Source organism: Bradyrhizobium sp. GW821-FHT12B03 (assembly GCF_058807535.1).
Genome location: NZ_JBXAQU010000003.1, coordinates 212,778 through 229,101, shown reverse-complemented (window position 1 = coordinate 229,101; position 16,324 = coordinate 212,778). Strand labels below are relative to the sequence as shown.

Annotated in this window: 16 protein-coding genes; 4 read left to right on the top strand and 12 right to left on the bottom strand. The window is 59.2% G+C overall.

Going from position 1 to position 16,324, the window contains the following annotated elements; genetic code table 11:
- Positions 1 to 100: 100 nt before the first annotated feature.
- Both AC1RUR_RS08130 and AC1RUR_RS08125 read right to left on the bottom strand, forming a co-directional pair.
- Positions 101 to 1,087, bottom strand: a complete 987-nt coding sequence (locus AC1RUR_RS08130) for an aldo/keto reductase (RefSeq protein WP_492842583.1) — start codon at positions 1,085 to 1,087, stop codon at positions 101 to 103.
- 282 nt (positions 1,088 to 1,369) lie between these two features.
- Positions 1,370 to 2,551: an alpha/beta fold hydrolase gene (locus AC1RUR_RS08125; RefSeq protein WP_492842582.1), complete on the bottom strand. Its 1,182-nt coding sequence runs from the start codon at positions 2,549 to 2,551 to the stop codon at positions 1,370 to 1,372.
- A gap of 339 nt (positions 2,552 to 2,890) precedes the next feature.
- Here AC1RUR_RS08125 and AC1RUR_RS08120 point away from each other — a divergent pair, with 339 nt between their 5' ends.
- A complete protein-coding gene (locus AC1RUR_RS08120) occupies positions 2,891 to 3,796 on the top strand; it encodes a LysR family transcriptional regulator (RefSeq protein ID WP_492842581.1) in 906 nt (301 codons plus the stop codon).
- 150 nt (positions 3,797 to 3,946) lie between these two features.
- Entirely contained in the window at positions 3,947 to 4,378 is a 432-nt protein-coding gene (locus AC1RUR_RS08115) for a hypothetical protein (RefSeq protein WP_492842580.1), read from the top strand.
- A 172-nt stretch (positions 4,379 to 4,550) separates the two neighbouring features.
- Here AC1RUR_RS08115 and AC1RUR_RS08110 read toward each other — a convergent pair whose 3' ends face one another.
- On the bottom strand, positions 4,551 to 5,531 hold the full coding sequence (locus AC1RUR_RS08110) for a Gfo/Idh/MocA family protein (protein ID WP_492842579.1): 981 nt from the start codon (positions 5,529 to 5,531) through the stop codon (positions 4,551 to 4,553).
- Positions 5,532 to 5,621: 90 nt separating this feature from the next.
- Between AC1RUR_RS08110 and AC1RUR_RS08105 the strand changes: the two genes are divergently transcribed.
- Positions 5,622 to 6,026 carry a carboxymuconolactone decarboxylase family protein gene (locus AC1RUR_RS08105; protein WP_492842578.1) on the top strand — a complete coding sequence of 135 codons (405 nt, stop codon included), beginning with the start codon at positions 5,622 to 5,624 and terminating at the stop codon, positions 6,024 to 6,026.
- Positions 6,027 to 6,043: 17 nt separating this feature from the next.
- On the opposite strand, the gene AC1RUR_RS08100 is transcribed toward AC1RUR_RS08105, so the two are convergent.
- The 9 genes from AC1RUR_RS08100 to AC1RUR_RS08060 form a co-directional block, all read right to left on the bottom strand.
- A complete protein-coding gene (locus AC1RUR_RS08100) occupies positions 6,044 to 6,934 on the bottom strand; it encodes an amidohydrolase family protein (RefSeq protein WP_492842577.1) in 891 nt (296 codons plus the stop codon).
- A 41-nt stretch (positions 6,935 to 6,975) separates the two neighbouring features.
- Complete coding sequence (locus AC1RUR_RS08095) at positions 6,976 to 7,848, bottom strand: NAD(P)-dependent oxidoreductase (protein ID WP_492843144.1); 873 nt, start codon at positions 7,846 to 7,848, stop codon at positions 6,976 to 6,978.
- Positions 7,849 to 7,911: 63 nt separating this feature from the next.
- The gene (locus AC1RUR_RS08090) at positions 7,912 to 8,838 is read right to left on the bottom strand and encodes an NAD(P)-dependent oxidoreductase (RefSeq protein WP_492843142.1); all 927 of its coding nucleotides are present in this window, start codon (positions 8,836 to 8,838) and stop codon (positions 7,912 to 7,914) included.
- The gene (locus tag AC1RUR_RS08085) at positions 8,839 to 9,939 is read right to left on the bottom strand and encodes an ABC transporter ATP-binding protein (protein ID WP_492842576.1); all 1,101 of its coding nucleotides are present in this window, start codon (positions 9,937 to 9,939) and stop codon (positions 8,839 to 8,841) included.
- Between the two features lie 9 nt (positions 9,940 to 9,948).
- Positions 9,949 to 10,899 carry an ABC transporter substrate-binding protein gene (locus AC1RUR_RS08080; RefSeq protein WP_492842575.1) on the bottom strand — a complete coding sequence of 317 codons (951 nt, stop codon included), beginning with the start codon at positions 10,897 to 10,899 and terminating at the stop codon, positions 9,949 to 9,951.
- 14 nt (positions 10,900 to 10,913) lie between these two features.
- Positions 10,914 to 11,786: a carbohydrate ABC transporter permease gene (locus AC1RUR_RS08075; protein ID WP_492842574.1), complete on the bottom strand. Its 873-nt coding sequence runs from the start codon at positions 11,784 to 11,786 to the stop codon at positions 10,914 to 10,916.
- Positions 11,786 to 12,814 carry a carbohydrate ABC transporter permease gene (locus AC1RUR_RS08070; RefSeq protein WP_492842573.1) on the bottom strand — a complete coding sequence of 343 codons (1,029 nt, stop codon included), beginning with the start codon at positions 12,812 to 12,814 and terminating at the stop codon, positions 11,786 to 11,788. Before AC1RUR_RS08070 ends, AC1RUR_RS08075 begins: the two co-directional genes overlap by 1 nt.
- The gene (locus AC1RUR_RS08065) at positions 12,786 to 14,135 is read right to left on the bottom strand and encodes an extracellular solute-binding protein (protein WP_492842572.1); all 1,350 of its coding nucleotides are present in this window, start codon (positions 14,133 to 14,135) and stop codon (positions 12,786 to 12,788) included. Before AC1RUR_RS08065 ends, AC1RUR_RS08070 begins: the two co-directional genes overlap by 29 nt.
- A 95-nt stretch (positions 14,136 to 14,230) precedes the next feature.
- On the bottom strand, positions 14,231 to 15,448 hold the full coding sequence (locus AC1RUR_RS08060; RefSeq protein WP_492842571.1) for an FAD binding domain-containing protein: 1,218 nt from the start codon (positions 15,446 to 15,448) through the stop codon (positions 14,231 to 14,233).
- 190 nt (positions 15,449 to 15,638) lie between these two features.
- On the opposite strand from AC1RUR_RS08060, the gene AC1RUR_RS08055 reads away from it, so the two are divergent.
- A complete protein-coding gene (locus AC1RUR_RS08055; protein WP_492842570.1) occupies positions 15,639 to 16,319 on the top strand; it encodes a GntR family transcriptional regulator in 681 nt (226 codons plus the stop codon).
- Positions 16,320 to 16,324: the final 5 nt, after the last annotated feature.

The following is a 16,324-nucleotide window of genomic DNA, read 5'->3' as shown; positions in this document are numbered from 1 at the left end:
CAGAGCTGGCGTCAGTCGCTTCTCGAGCACGAAGCCGAAGCACTGAACACGGCAGCCTATGCCTTCGAGGACAGCGCTTCGGTTATCAAGATCGAAGCCCTCAGTGATCGACCAGTCCCAAGGCCGCCTTATGGAGGCGTTCACCCTGAATGGGAGTGCTTGAAATGGCGCCCTCGATCGCCGTGAAGTCGGACATGGTCAGTTGGACATCGACGGCGCCGAGGTTCTCTTCGAGCCGGTGCAACTTGGTGGTGCCCGGGATCGGAACGATCCAGGGCTTCCGCGTCAGAAGCCAGGCGAGCGCAACTTGCGCCAGCGTTACACCCTTCCGTTCCGCGACCTGTTTCAATGCGCCGACCAGGACCAAATTCGCTTCGCGCGCTTCCGGAGCAAAGCGCGGAACGTTGCTGCGGAAATCTGAAGAATCGAGCTTGGTGTCCGCGGTGATTGCACCCGCAAGAAACCCTGCGCCCAGAGGGCTCCAGGGAACGAAGCCGATTCCCAGCTCATCGCAGGCCGCGAGAACACCGTTATGTTCAACATTTCTCGTCCATAACGAATACTCGCTCTGGACGGCGGTGATCGGTTGAACGGCGTGAGCGCGGCGAATGGTTCCTGCGCTCGCTTCGGAGAGGCCGTAGTGCTTCACCTTGCCTTGCTCGATAAGCTGACCGAGAATCCCAGCCACGTCCTCGATCGGCACTGCGGGGTCGACACGATGCTGATAGTACAGGTCAATAACATCCGTCTTGAGCCGCTTGAGCGATTGCTCGACTGCGCCCAGGATGTGTTCCGGACGACTGGTGAGGCCATAGCGGGTACCGTCGGGATTGATGCCGAAGCCGAACTTGGTTGCGATAACCACTTTATCGCGGAAGGGGGCGAGACCGTCACCCACGAGTTCTTCGTTCGTGAATGGCCCGTAGACCTCGGCCGTGTCGAAGAAGGTGACGCCGCGGTCAACCGCTGCGTGAATCATCTTGGTGGCTTCGGCGCGCTCCAACGGTTTGCCGTAGGTCGAATCAAGCCCCATGCAGCCGTAGCCGAGAGCGGACACCTCAAGCCTGCCCAATTGACGTTTCTTCATTGGAATCTCCTTCGCGTTCATCGCTTCAGAACGGCGCTTAGCTCGCTGATTGCATGCCCCAGATATGCACCGACAAACGTACGTTGATTAGACATTCAATTCTGCATGCCGTGATGCTTGAAATTCACAAGTAGATTCGACTTGCCGAAGTTGGGGCTGGGACGAGCTAACTGAAGGCCAAGGGTATGGAGTGGGGAAGCCCGCGGCTGAAAGGACACCCGGCGCGGGAAAGGGTTTTATGACGCCCCTTCCCTGCCTGGATACCGCAACGAAGGACGCCTGTCAGGCCGACGCTAGATGCTGGCCGAAGAACTCGGCCAGCTTCGAGACGGCCGGTCCAACGAACTGTGGTTTGTCGTAGAGATCGACATGTGTCGCACCGTCGACCACGAACAGTTGCTTCGGCTCCTTGGCCTTCTCGTAGACCCGATCGCTCCAGAACTTCGTCTCGGCCTTGGAACCTGCGATAACCAGCAAGGGCCGAGGTGAAATCGTCTCGATCATCTCAAACGGGTAGAACGCCATTTGCTGGGGAAGACTCGAGAACACATAGCGGTTCACCGAGTTGGGATGCTGCCCTCGTGCCGTGCGGTAATACTCGTAGCCTTCCCTGTACATGACTGGAGTCGCCGCAGTGAAATCAGCCGGCGAGTTAGCTACGACGGGCACGAGGCGTACGGGCTCGCCGCGCGCCTCGCGGCTGCGCTGTTCGCCGGCATCCTTGAGCCGCTTGATCCGTTCTTCATAAGAAATCGAACCCGAAAGACCTTCGCGGCGGCCTTCGCCAATATCGAATGTGCTGACGGCCGCAACTGCCTTCACACGATGTTCGTGCTGGGCGTGGTTCAGCGCGTAACTGCCGCCGATGCAAATGCCCAGCGAACCGATACGGGCCGGATCGACCTGGGGGTGCTGAACGAGGAAATCGATGGCGCAACTGATGTCGTCCACGCGTTGCCCTGGCACCTCCATGAGGCGCGGTTCGCCGCCGCTTTCACCTTGATAGGACGCATCATAGGCCAGACCAATAAAGCCCGCCTCGGCGAGACGCTGGGCATAGAGGCCGGAGGACTGTTCTTTGACGGCGCCGAACGGATGGGTCACAATGATCGCAGCATACTTCCTGCTGCTGTCGAAGTTCGCGGGCTTGAACAGGTTGGCGACGATGTTCGTCCCCATATTCCTCGCGGGGTAAGTGACGCGTTCGATCGTCACGCCTTTCTCGTTGGGATAGTTGACCACTGCCGGCCCCTTCGCAGCGGCGGATTGAGCCGATGCCGAAGTGGCGCCAACCAGCGCCGAGCTGGCCACGACAGCACCACACAGAGCAAACGCAGTGGTTCCGAGGAACTGGCGTCTCTTCGCATCGAAGGTTCTATCAGCCATCGCATATTCCCTTGTTTGAAGAAGTTCGAACGGCGGCGTGTCACCAGCCCAAGACGCATCGACGAAATGCACTTCCATGCATCTGCGGATGCTCAAGGGCTTGCCACGATCCAGCGACGTCTCAGTCCAAATCTAGTGCAACTTGGACACCGCGATTAGCCTGCAAGATTGGCATGCAGTCTTGAACAGGATTCATGAGTGTGGGGCGCCTGCGACATAACGGGGCTTCTTGCGGTCGCTCGGGCGCGCAGCTGCGCAAAAGTGGCTGCCAAACCCGGCTTTCACGCAATCCCTCAGGCAGACGTGTGGGAATCGATCTTTACGACGCCAATTCTCTAACTAGTGGTCCATCTAGCGCAATTGGATTGGTCGCACTAGATTGCATAATTAGCGAGCAGTGCTGAATGGGATTCAAGAATGGCACGAGACAATATGAGCGACTTGACCACATTTCTCGTTGTCGCCCGGGAGCGCAGTTTCACGAAAGCGGCTGCCCAACTCCGCCTGTCGCCGTCGTCCCTTAGCCATACTATCCGCGGCATGGAAGAACGACTCGGTGTTCGACTTTTAACGCGGACGACAAGGAGCGTCTCACTGACCGACGCCGGCGAGCGCCTGCTCCAGACAGTGGGCCCCCATTTCGAAGAAATCGATGCCGCGCTGTCGGCGCTGACCGAACTCAGGGATAAACCTGCTGGCAGCGTCCGCATCACGGCTGGTGAACACGCTGCCGTCGCGGTCATCTGGCCTGCCGTCGAAACGCTCCTGCCGGATTATCCCGACATCAAGGTGGAGATCGTCATCGATCACGGCTTCACGGACATCGTTGCTGAACGCTTCGACGCCGGCGTGAGGCTCGGCGAGGAGGTCGACAAGGACATGATCGCGGTGCCCATCGGTCCCGAGATGCGGATGGCTGTGATCGGCACACCATCCTATTTTACCCGACATCCAAAACCACTGACCCCGCAGGATCTCACCGCTCACCGCTGCATTAACATTCGCCTGCCAACTTTCGGCGGCTTTCATGCTTGGGAATTCGAGAAAGACGGGCGCGAGCTGCGGGTGCGTGTGGAAGGACCTCTTGCATTCAACGGATCCCGATTGGCGTTGGCTGCGGCGCGCAGCGGCGCAGGATTGGCCTACCTCTTTGAAGACCATGTCCGGGAGGACATCGCCGACGGGAGGCTGATACGCGTCCTGTCCGATTGGTGTCCGCCGTTTTCCGGTTATCATCTCTATTATCCAAGTCGCCGGCAACTCTCACCAGCCTTCGCCGTTCTGGCGGACGCTTTGCGGCGTCGATCAACCATAGGAAGCTAAGGTTCGGAATTGCGGCAATCGAAGAAACGTCCAATTCGCGAGTTGTTCCTCCTGCTCAAACCGGAACGACACGCTAGTGATGCCGCAAGATCAGACGAAAAAGCAACAAATTGAACGTCAGACTCGCTAAGCTCGGCAGATCAGAAAACGATGGTTGATCCGGACGACCGAGGTTTTGAGGGCAACGAGGATCATGCCTGTGGGAGGCGCGAGCCCCGGATGGCTGGGGTGGGTTCAGCTGACCGCTGCAACACATTCTGCGAATTGTGCTCTGGCGACGACGATACGCTGCGCTCTGCGCGGGCGATCCAATGCACGCCAAACTACGACATCAATCGCCTGCGCGCGCTTCAAACTAGATCGGTACTGCATTTGGTACTGCACGGTTCTCGACGACCGCGCTTAAGTGCTGATGTTGCATTTCTTTTTGAGAAGCCCCGGTCCAATCCATCATGGGGGCCACGGAAAAGCGATAGTCCTGATATTTCAATTGATTACAACATCCTCTTCGCAGTCGCCCCTTTATACTATTTCCGCGAAAATAGTATAGCCGCCGGTGAGCGCCGTGCTGTCTATGACTAGCGATACCAGTATCGCGTTCTGATCCAAACGAGGCAATGCGACGCCTCCACGCCGGCTCATTCGCTGTGCATTGGCGCCGTTGTGGTGGAACGGCAACCCAAAGGCCAGTGTCGATTCGCAACGAACCGTATTTCGACACCCTCCAACGAGAACTAGCGGCTCACGCAGACATCTATTCGCAGATCGCCGGCTGACCGGTCGTCATTGAATGTAATGCACTCTCAAACGCACTTAGCGTGGCCAGGATGTCCTCCTGCGGTACGGGGTACGGCGATCCGCCACCGACTGCATCTGCAAAGGCCGCTAGCTCATTGGCGAGCACGTCAACGCGAGGATGGACAATCGTCTCCGGTGATGCTCCAGAACGACGTCTCACAAGCGTCAGGTCATCAAGCACCTCGGCGGAACCTTTCGTTCCGAACACGTGAACCCGCCAAAACACCGGTGTCGCGCGAACTGTCGCGAGCGTGCCTGTAACCCCGCTTGCGAAATCGATAGCCAGCATGGCGCTGTCGAGGGGCGGAGGCCCCACTTCGCGAGGACTGAGGCGCGCATAAACGCGCCGTGCTGGCCCAACCAAACTGACGAACGCATCGAGCACGTGCAGGCCGGCCCCGGTCAGGCCACCACCCGGCGACTCCTCGGACGACAAGCGCCAACCAGAGGTGATGGCTTGAGAATTCTCATTACTATTGTGCCCTTCAATGTGCAGGATCGTGCCGAGCTCGCCGCTGCTCACAATCGCCCGTAGAGCCTTCAATGACGGCCAGAAGCGGCGATTGTGACCCACCGCCAGCAGAACACCCGCCGAGTGGCATGCATGGAACATTCGAGCCGCGTGCTCACGGCGAAGCGCGAGCGGCTTTTCGCAAAAGACATGCTTTCCGGCAGACGCGGCAGCGATCACTTGCGCCAAGTGTTGGGAGTGCGGAGTTGCCAGAAGCACGGCCTCGATCGCGGGGGCAGCGAGAACGGCCTCCAAGCTTCCCGAAAGCGCGAGATCATGCTTCAAACAAATGTCTCGCGCGCGCTCCGCATCCGGCTCGATCGCGTGCGTGATCCTGATTCGGCCATCGCGGTGCGCCGCCTCGACGAGGCTTTGCCCCCAGCGCCCGAGGCCTGCAATTGCACATTTGATCATCGCGTAACCCATCAACGATTCATGGCCAGCAACAGAGACCAAGATTGAGCGGTCGCAGTTTTGATCATATAAGACAACACGGTCATCAAGGCGGGATATCCCATGGTCGATGTCAGTGATCTCTACGCGCGCGGTCTCGAACGACGCAAGCGAATGCTAGGCGCAACGCAGGTGGAAAACCGCATGGCTGCAGCTGGCGATTTCGGCGCACCACTACAAAACATCATCAACGCCTATGTCTACGGCGATATCTGGGAACGCAACGGCCTGTCCGACCCGATGCGTAGCCTGGTGATGCTTGCCATTACCGCGGCCAGCGGCAAGGCCACCGAATTCCGCGTGCATGCCCAAGGCGCGCGAGCGAACGGCTGTACAGCTGATCAGGTGCAGGACGTCCTGTTGCTCGTGGCAACATATTGCGGCATCCCAGCGGCGATCGAGACCACCAGAATCGCGGCAGAAATCTTTGCCGATACTCCGCCAAACACGGACACGCGAACCGCCTGACATCCACCGCATGCTTTTCAGATCCGATAGAGGCGCGCGGCGGTATCGTGAAGGATTGCCCGCTGCTGCCGCTCATCGAGAAGCGAGATCGCGTCGCGGAACGTCGCGTAGAGACTCACATAATCGGTCCAGAGTTTCTCGATCGGGAAGTTGCTGCCGTAGAGACATCTGTCGGCGCCGAAAATGGCGACCGTCTCGCGAATAATCGGCGTCATGACATCGGCGCGGCAGGCATGCACGAATGTCCCCAGGCCAGACAGCTTCACATTCACATTGGGCTGCTCGGCAAGAGCGAACATCCCTGCCCGCCATCTCTTCCAGCCCTCGTCGGTCATGTCTTCGAGCATTCCCGCGTGCTCGAGAACAAATGTCGTGTCTGGAAACGCTCGCGCCAGGGCCGCCCCATTCCGCATCTGATCGGTGAACACCTGCAGCTCGAAGAGCAGATTGTGCGTTGCTAGAAGCGCGAGGCCGCTACGCCACGCGGGATCGTTCATGACGTCAGGCCTTGGAGCAAATCGATACTGCTGCTTCTCATGCCAATGCAGTTGCTGGCGGATACCGCGCGTGGCCGGTAGAGCGGCCAACTGCTTGATCAGGCTTTCGCAGTCCGGATCGGCAAGATCAGCATAAGCAACGTTGGCATGAGGCCAACCGCGTTCATCGATGACCGACTGGACCCATTTGGCTTCATCGTAGCTCTTCCCAGATGGCCAATTGGTCTGAACGTAGATGGATTTGACGATATTGCAGCCTTCCGCGTCTGCAAGAAATTCGTCGATAGGGTAGTCCCGGCAGATCGGCTCGTAAGGCCCGAATATCCGCGGAACCTGAGGTCCCGACAACCAAGCCAGATCATTCAGGCGCCAGATGTGATGATGACCGTCGATGGTTGGAATTGCCTTCAAGGTTGATCCCCACTCTCTTGGGCGTCCGGTCGCGCCGATTGTTACTTCTTGGGCGCCGGCAATCCAGCCATCGCCGCGATCACCGCGGCTACGGCCGCTGTATCCTGCTCGCCGTAGCCGGAGGCCACAGCCGCATTGAACAGCGGTACGGCCGCAGAAAACATCGGGGTCGGGCAGGCCAGTGCGCTCGCGAAATCTGCGATCACCTTCATGTCCTTGCGCCAGAGCTCAAGCGGCATCGTCCTGATCTCTTTGTAGTCGTCGTCGATCAGCATCTGACCTCGAACTGTCAACGCGCGCGAATGGGCAGCACCGTCGCTGACCACCGCGAACATCTGCGCGGGATCAAGCCCTGCCTTGCGCGCGAATGCGAAGGCCTCGCCGGCCACGGCCGTGTGCACGGCGACCATCAGATTGGCCACGTATTTCATCTTGGAGCCGTTGCCAAAGGCTCCGAGGTAGTGAGGTGCGCGCGAAAAGCCGTTGAAGACTGGAAGACAGCGGTTATACGCACGTCTGTCCCCGCTTCCATAGACCAGGACGTCGCGTTCGAGCGCCTGGCTGCCAGAACCCGAGAGCGGGCAATCAAGCATCACTATTCCGACTTCGGCGAGCGACACACACGCCTTCGTCTTGTCGTCGAGCGTAAGCGTGCTGGTTTCGGCGAGGACACGATCCTTTCGATCAAGCGTCCGCAATTCGTCCACGACCTCAAACAATGCTTTTGCCGAGGGGAGTGATGTGATGAGTATTTCCGCGGACTGGCCAACATCGGCAACTGATGCTGCCACCTGGCCGCCAATGGCTCCGAACGCATCGGCGGCGCGCGACGAAATGTCGTAGCCCACGACGGAGAATCCCGCAGCAATCAGGTTCTTGCTCATGGCATGCCCCATGATGCCTAACCCGATCATGCCGACGACGGTGTCACGTTGAGTTGTCACTGAAGGATCTCGCCCCTTTCTGCGAAACTGGACCTACACCTTGTGGCTGCTAGACCAGAAGGCGGGGATTTCCGTGCAATCCTTGCCACCCCATCCAGCCTTGCTCGCCTGGTCGAACAGCGATAGCGCCTGCTCGGTCAGCGGTAACCCGAAGCCAAGAGACTTGGCCTCTGCGACCATCGTGCGAAAGTCCTTGCGGATGCCATCGCAATCAAACGTGGCGGACCCAGACGGCTTCGACTGCAAAGCCAGGGCGACGGCAGAGCCGCGGGCTTTCAGCACGTTCGTGCCGCCGGACGTATCGGCGAATAGCTCCACCAACCACGCCGGATCGAGATCCAAATGCCGGCACAGCGAAAACGCCTCGCCGAAGGCCAACCAAAAGACGCCAAGCGGCAGGTTGATCGCAAGCTTCATGCTGGCGCCCGCTCCGATCGGACCGACCAGATCGACGCGCCGGCACATCTGCTCCAGCAGGGGCCTGGCGCGCTCGAAGTCCTCCTTGTTTCCGCCGGCGACGCCCAGCAGCTTACCAGTCAGCGCGGGCCCAACCGTGCCACCTACCGGGCATTCGACCATAACGGCACCCTTGGCCCTGATCTTCCCGGCCAACGCCACTTCGGTGGCTGGCTGGACCGTGCTCATCTCCACGAACAGCTTGCCTTTGACATCCCCACCCAAGAGGCCCGAATTGCCTTCGTAGACGCTCGCGATCGCCGCGGCATCAGTCAAAATCGTAATAATCGTGTCGACGGCCTTGGCGAGCTCACTTGGGCTCTTCGCGGCAATCGCCCCCGCTTGGGTCAGCGGCGCGGCCTTGTCCGCGTTCCTGTTCCAGACATGAACCTCATGTCCGACCTCGAGCAACCGCTTCGCGATGGCTGCTCCCATGCGGCCCAAGCCAGCGACACCAACCTTCATCGTATTCTCCCGTCTCGTTTCTTCTTTGTGTTCGAGGATCTACACGATCTGATCGGTTTCCGGATCGATCAGATGCATATGGGTCATATTCGCCGCCAGGCGTATCTTCTCGCCCGCTTCGGGCACGGAAGCGCCGGTATCCACCCGGCCGGACACCACGGTGTCGCCGAGCCTGAAGAACACCATGGCTTCCGTTCCCATGGGCTCGACAACATCGAGCACCGTGTCGAACTCCGAATAGCTTCCACGGTCGGCACTGCGCACCTCCGTGATGTGCTCCGGCCGTAAGCCGAAGATCAACGATTTCCCAACCAGCGGCTGATATCGCCGAAGCCGACTGTCCGGCACGGGAAACACAGAGCCATCGCCCAGCCGGATCGACAGGGCCGCGGCATTTTGCTCGATCGTGCAGCGCATGAAATTCATCGCCGGCGATCCCATAAAGCCCGCAACGAAGCGCGTCTTCGGCGCATGGTAGAGCTCATGCGGCGTACCGACCTGTTCGATGCGACCGCGATTCATCACCACCACATAGTCGGCCAGCGTCATGGCCTCGATCTGATCGTGCGTGACGTAGACGGTCGTGGTCTTGACCTGCTGATGAACCCTCTTGATCTCCGTCCGCATCTGCACACGCAATTTGGCGTCGAGATTAGACAGCGGTTCGTCAAACAGGAACACTTTGGGATTACGAACCATCGCACGTCCCATCGCGGCGCGCTGCTTTTGGCCACCCGACAATTCCTTCGGACGCCGGCCAAGGAGATCATAGATATCAAGGATCCGCGCGGCATCTTCGACGTTCTTCTTGATGTCGGCCTTGGACATGCCGCGCATCCGCAGCCCGAACGCCATATTCTGGAAGACAGTCATGTGCGGATAGAGTGCATAACTCTGGAACACCATTGCAATGTCGCGGTTCTTCGGAGCGACATCGTTCACGAGCTTGCCGCCGATCCGGATTTCGCCTGCGCTGACATCCTCCAGCCCGGCGATCATCCGCAGTGTCGTTGTCTTGCCGCAGCCGGAAGGGCCGACCAGAGCGACGAACTTGCTGTCAGGAATCTCGAGGTTGATACCGTGTACGGCCTGATAGGCACCGTATCGCTTCACCACATTTCGCAAGAGTACTTCGGCCATCGAACGCCCTCACGCCGTTGCCGCGGTCGCCACCGCTGACGCACCCATCAACCTGTCGAAGAACCCTTCCCGTTCCAGCTGGATCACAGGTCCCTGATCAACCGCGGCTTCTGGTGCCACGAGCCCCGGCAAGGCGCCGACCCTGTGAAGGATTGCGGATGCGTTGCGCATCCCCTCCAGATTCGGGAACATCATGTCGCTCATGTAACGGGCAAACAACACCCAGGTCGGACGAAGGATTTCGATATCGTTTTCACCGCTGTACTTCCGCAGCACATGGATTCCGAACTCCGCATCACTCCTGAAGCGATGAACCGCCTGACAGAAGGCTTTAACGTAACGCAGGGTCACGTCCGGGTGGTCCTTCATAAATTTTCGTGTGCCGGCGGCACAGCTGTTCTGAAAGGCAACGCCGAGCCGGCCGAAATCCTCGACGATGTGGTAGCCATATCTCGATGCCTGATAGGTCTCAGGTGCGTGCATGATGGCGACGTCTACTTTGGACTGATCCAGCAACAGGTCGAGACGCTTGCCTTCATTGCCGACGACAACGATCTCGATATCTTTTGCGACGTCCCAGCCCCAGCGGTCGAATGCTATCGTGATCGCGCATTCGTCGGCGTCACTGCGGAAGGTGACGCCCCACCGCTTGCCGCGAAGATCCGCTCGCGAATTGATGCCCGGGCGCGCGGCGACCTGTTGGGCGCTGCAAGCAATTGCCGAGGCCAAGACCACAGCATCGCCGTTGTGACGGTGGTTCGCCAGCAAAAGCTCCGCCCCCACTGCATTGGTGAAATCCGCCTCGCCGGCGATCAACGCCTTCAGGGAATTCGAATGCCCGTGATAGAAGACGAGCTCGGGCTCAAGCCCGTTCTCGCGGTAGTAGCCTCCTTCAAGAGCCGCAAAGACCGGGGCAACCCCGGCTCCGCGATGCGCCATCGCGATTTTGATCTTGTCCACGTCTGCCGCCTTCCCTATTTCAGGCCGCTCAGGCCAAAACCCTTGTTCACGGAGCGCTGAAGGACCGCGAACAGCAGAAACACCGGTATCGTTGCGAGAACCGCGATCACCATCTGCTCGGTCGGCGGATTGCCGTAGTCCTCGCCGAACTGCACCAGTCCCAGCGGGAATGTCCGGAGCTCATCGACCGACACCACCGTGAGCGGCCAAAGGAATTGATCCCAACTGTCGCGAAACGAGAAGATCGCAAGCACCGACAGGGCCGGCAGACATTGCGGCAGGATGATTTGAAGCAGGATCCGGAGTTCGCCAGCGCCGTCAATGCGCGCGGCCTCGATGAAGTCCTTGGGTATCGAGATCATGGATTGCCGCATCAGAAAGATGCCGAACGCGTCAATCAGAAGCGGCGCGACGATGCCTTGATAGGTGTTGATCCAATCGAACTTGTGCACGACGAGGAAGGTCGGAACCAGCGTCACCTCCAGCGGCAGCATCATCGTGCTCAGGATGAGAAGCAGCAGCAGAGACGACCCGGGAAAGCGAAACTTGGCGAGCCCGTAGCCCGCAAGCGTGCAGAAGACCACGTTCGTGATCATCACGACGATTGAGACGATCCCGCTGTTGAGGAAATACTGCGCAAACGGCGCCCTGCTCAAAGCGTTCGGATAGTTTTCGAAATGCCAGACCGCCGGGATCCATTCGGTCCGAAGCTGGAACATCTTCTCACCAGCCTGGAACGACATCATCAGCATCCAGACGATGGGGAGGATGAAGACAGCCGTCAGGGCAAGCAGGAGAAGAAGGCCCAGAGACCGTCGCAGCATCGGCAGATGCCGGCGAAGGCGTGGCGAAGGGGGCGTCCAATCGGACTGATCGATGACGGCCATCAGAAGTAAATCCTCTCGCTGCGCGTGAACAGCGTGATCTGCAATGACGTGAAGACGAGCATGATGGCGAACAGCACGACCGAAATGGCCGCGGCTTGTCCCATCTTGAGGTAAGAGAAGCCAGTCTCGTAGATCAGCATGGAAAGCACGCGCGTGGCGTTGCCCGGCCCGCCACCCGTAATCAAATAGGGGTAGAGGAAGACCCGCGCGCACAGCAACGCCGATACCACGACGACGAAGAAGATCGTCGGCATCAAAAGCGGCAACGTGATGTGGAAGAAGCGACGGATCGGTCCGGCGCCGTCGATCTCCGCAGCTTCGTAGTAGTCATCAGGCAACGCCAGAAGCGCCGCGAGGAACACCACCATGAAATACGGCGCAAAACGCCAGACGGTGACCATGATGATCGACGGCATCGCGGTCCATTCGCTGGTCAGCCAGTCGATCCGGCCAAAGCCGACATGTTGCAACAGCTGGTTCACGACCCCATAGGGGTGCAGCAGAATGCGCCAGACCAGACAAACCGCGATCACGGGCATCAGGTTGGACAGAAACATCGCCGTCATACAGTGCCGCGCACCGGGAATACCAGTGTTGATGGCGAGCGCCAGAAACAACCCAATGACGGTCAGCAACGTCGTCGTACAGGCAATGTAGATCAGCGTATTGAAGAGCGTCGATCGGAAGATGGGGTCGGCGATCAGATCGCGGTAGTTTTCCAGCCCCACGTAGCGGGGCGCCGAGATCATGTCATAGGAATGGAAGCTCAGCTCGATTGCCCACAACATCGGGCCGTACTTGAAGATCGTGAAGAAGATGATGGTCGGCAAAACGAATGCAATTCCCCAGAGGGCAATCTTGCGACGGTGGTGCAGATGCCAGGCCCGGCGCTCCGCAGGCGCAAGCTCATCTGGTTGAATGGTCGCCAATTCCGCCATTTTCACTTCCGGTCGAAAGATGTGGAGGCCGGCGCTGTTCGCGCCGGCCTTGGCAATTTGGTCAGGCTTTCTTGTAGGCAGAAGTCGCACGATCCACCTCGGCGGCGACTTCGTTCAGCGTCGACTTGATGTCGGCCTTGCTCAACATGATCTTCTGCACAGCCCGGTGCATGGAATCAGCTAGTTCGTTGAAGACGAGCGTGCGTGGCAACGCGACACCATTGCTGCCGGCTTTGATGATCTCGTTGACGTAGGGGAACTTCTGGACCTCAGCGTTGTCCTCCCATCCGCCTTTCTTGGCGAATGTGAAAGGCGCCGCGTCCTTCCAGGCGTCGACAAGGTCGCTCATCATGAATTTATAGAGATCGTGCAGGACTTCCTGCTTGTCAGGCGAGGCCCCGGCGTTGATGACGAGGTTAAAGCCGTAGGCCGTCGAGATGCCCTTCCCCGGCGTACTTCCCGGATACTGGACGGGACGAAAGTAGTTACCCTCGAGCATCGCCGGGTTCTGGGCCTTGACGAGCTCGAGCGGGAGCGGATGGCAAAAGAACATCGATGCCCGCTCCTTCAGGAAGTCCATGCCGGGGATCGGATTGGTCGCAATCGAATCGGCGGGATCCTCCGCGCCGTATTTCTGCGCGATCGATGCGCGGATGGTCATGGCCCGAACGCCGGCATCGTCGTTGACGACGCATTTGCCGGACTGATCGAACCAGCTGCCGCCGGCGCCGACCAGGATCGGGTTGAACTGAATCATCGTCCATTGCGCCGCGTGCATCGCGAACTTGAAGCCCTGGCGAACGAACTTGTCGCCGTCCTTGACGGTCAGCTTCTTGGCGACTTCGCCAAGCTGGTCCCATGTCTGCGGCCAATCCTTGTCGGGATCGAGCCCGACCTCCTTGAACTGCTTGGTATTCAGGTAATTGCAGTAGCCATAGAACCACATGGGATAGCCGTAGGCCTTCCCGTTCACCGTCGCGCCTTCGATAAAGGCCGGCGCGAAATCGCTGGCGAACGCCTGATAGTTGCTATAGCCGAGCTTGCCAAGATCGAGCGGCGCCAGGAGGTTCTTGTCGAGCCACACCGGCATGAACCAGTCCTGGCTGACGAAGCCATCGGGCGCCGTGCCGGTCGCAAAGCCGACGCTTAACTTCTTGCCGAGATCGCCGAACGCGAACCACTGGAAATCCACCTTCACATGTGGATTCTGCTCCATGAACAACTTGACGCGCTTGTTGACCCAGGGGCGTTGCTGAGGATTGTCAAAGGTCCAGAAACTGACCTTGATTGGCTTCTTCTCCTGGGCATAGGCCCGCGGCGCCAGGACAGAATAGGCCGCGCCCAGTCCGGCCGCGCCCATGCCGCCAATCACCCCCCTGCGCGTCAACTGCTTCGAGTCAGACTTCGCCATTCGTTTCCTCCTTGATATGGATCGGTCTTCGCCGCTTCCATTTTCGCACGTTTATTCGTGCCGAATTTTCTGAGCTGTCGTCTCCAGATTTCCTTTCAGTGCACAGTCGTCGAAGCGCGAGGCAGGCGAGCACTCTCGCGCAAAATAAAATCGTAGGTGAGGCCGAGATCGGGATCGCTGTTCGGTCCGTCCAACCCGCGCTCGATGAATGCACCAAGGCGGCGACCGAACTGCACGGCGTCGAGACCGGGCTGGAGCCGCTCGTCTTCGTACCCACGCAATGCGCCGGAAACAGATTCGTTATGGTTCAGGCGTTGCGTCAGCGACACCGCATCCAACGCGGCCTTGAGAACGCCGATCCCGACATGCGGACGAGCCACAAAGGCAGCGTCTCCAAGCAGCGCGACCCGGCCGAAGGAGATCTGCTTCGACTGCACGTCGTAGATCGGTTGGATCATGAATTGATCTGCGCACATCGCCGCATCACAGAACTGCTGCGGCAGACGCTCCTGCGCGGTCCGTCGAAACGTGTCGATATGCTCTCGCCTGATCGAAGGTGGCGGGATCGAATATTCGTGCCGGCGTCCATCCGCGTCAGTCAGCAGATCATCGAAATCCCGGCCTTCCGGCACACGGTAGTACCAGAGGAAGTTGTAGCGGCGACGCCCGCGTTGGCCATCACGGCCGAGCAACGGGTAGCCGATGAGCTGACCGCCCTTCGGAAAGCAAAAGCTGAAGCGCGCGACGAGGTCCGCATCAAGCTTGCCGGGATCATCGACGATGCCGCGCCAGGCAACATATTGGGCGTAGCGCGGGATAATGTCCGGCGCGAGCTTCGAACGGATGCGCGATCGGATGCCGTCAGCTCCAACGACAAGGTCTGCCGATAGACTGCGGCCATCTGACAACGACACCGAAGCTTCGTCTTCGCCCTGCACGACATCCAGCACTTCGACGCCTGAATGATAGGACGCAGCGGGAAATGCGTTGCGGATTTGGCCGAACAGGACATTCCAGGACGTCAAATATTGCGGAAAGCTGTGCCGTGCGACCACACGCCCGGTGTGATCGATCGCATACCGCTGCGCGACGTAGATCCGGTCGAAGTCGGCGTCTGATCCGAGAATTGACTTGAGGATGGGATCAAGCTCGGAATGACCGGCGATGCCGGCGCCACGCTCGAGCAGCCCCTCCGAGGCACGCTCGAAGATATCGACCTGCCAGCCCGATCTCACCAGAAGATTGCCGAGAAACAGGCCACCAACTGAGCCGCCCGCGATGATCACCCTGCGCTGGCGCCCCAAATTTGTCATGCGATCACATCACTTGCGTGCGTGAAGCACTGCTTGAGATCCGCAAACTCCCGCCGTTTCTCGGCGATGTCGTGCGCACCTGACATGCACATTCCCCTGGGGCTGCCTCAAGCCTAGTCGGGCTGCAGATATTCAGTCAAGGATTTTCGAAACTATTGCCTTCAAGACAAAAGTCGGGGAAGATTGCCAAATGATCGCCATTGGGGACGTTACGCGCACGCTTGCCGACGAGGCCTACACCCGTATTCGCGACGCCATGCACAACGGCAAGCTCCAACCCGGGCAAAAACTGCGCTTCAGTGAATTACAGGAGCTAACCGACACCAGCGTCACGCCGGTACGCGAGGCGCTGACTCGCCTGACCGCCGAGGGATTTACTGAGCTGGAAGGCCATCGCGGCTATCGCGTAGCGCCGGTATCTTCCGAAGACCTGTGGGACATCCTGCGCAATCGTCAGCGCCTTGAAGGCGAGGCTCTGCGTCTATCGATCCAGCACGGCGACGAAAATTGGGAAGCGCAACTCATCAGCGCCCACCATTTGCTGACCCGTATGGATCGCGAACGGGCAGATTTGCCGACCGCCGCTGACGAGCAATGGGAAAGCCGCCATACCGCTTTCCACGAAGCCTTGATTGCGGCCTGCCGTTCGAAAGTCCTGCTCGGCTTCTGCAGTCAATTGTCTGGACGCGCGAACCGCTATCGCCGCCTCTCGGTCGGCGTGGAGGACGTCCCACGTGATGTCCGCGGCGAGCACCGCGCCATCCTGGAGGCAGCGATCCGCCGCGACGCGGAAACTGCGATCGATTTGCTGCAAGAGCATTTCGAACGCACCGCGCGCATGGTCGACGAATTTCTTCGTCACAAATGGTGAGTGCC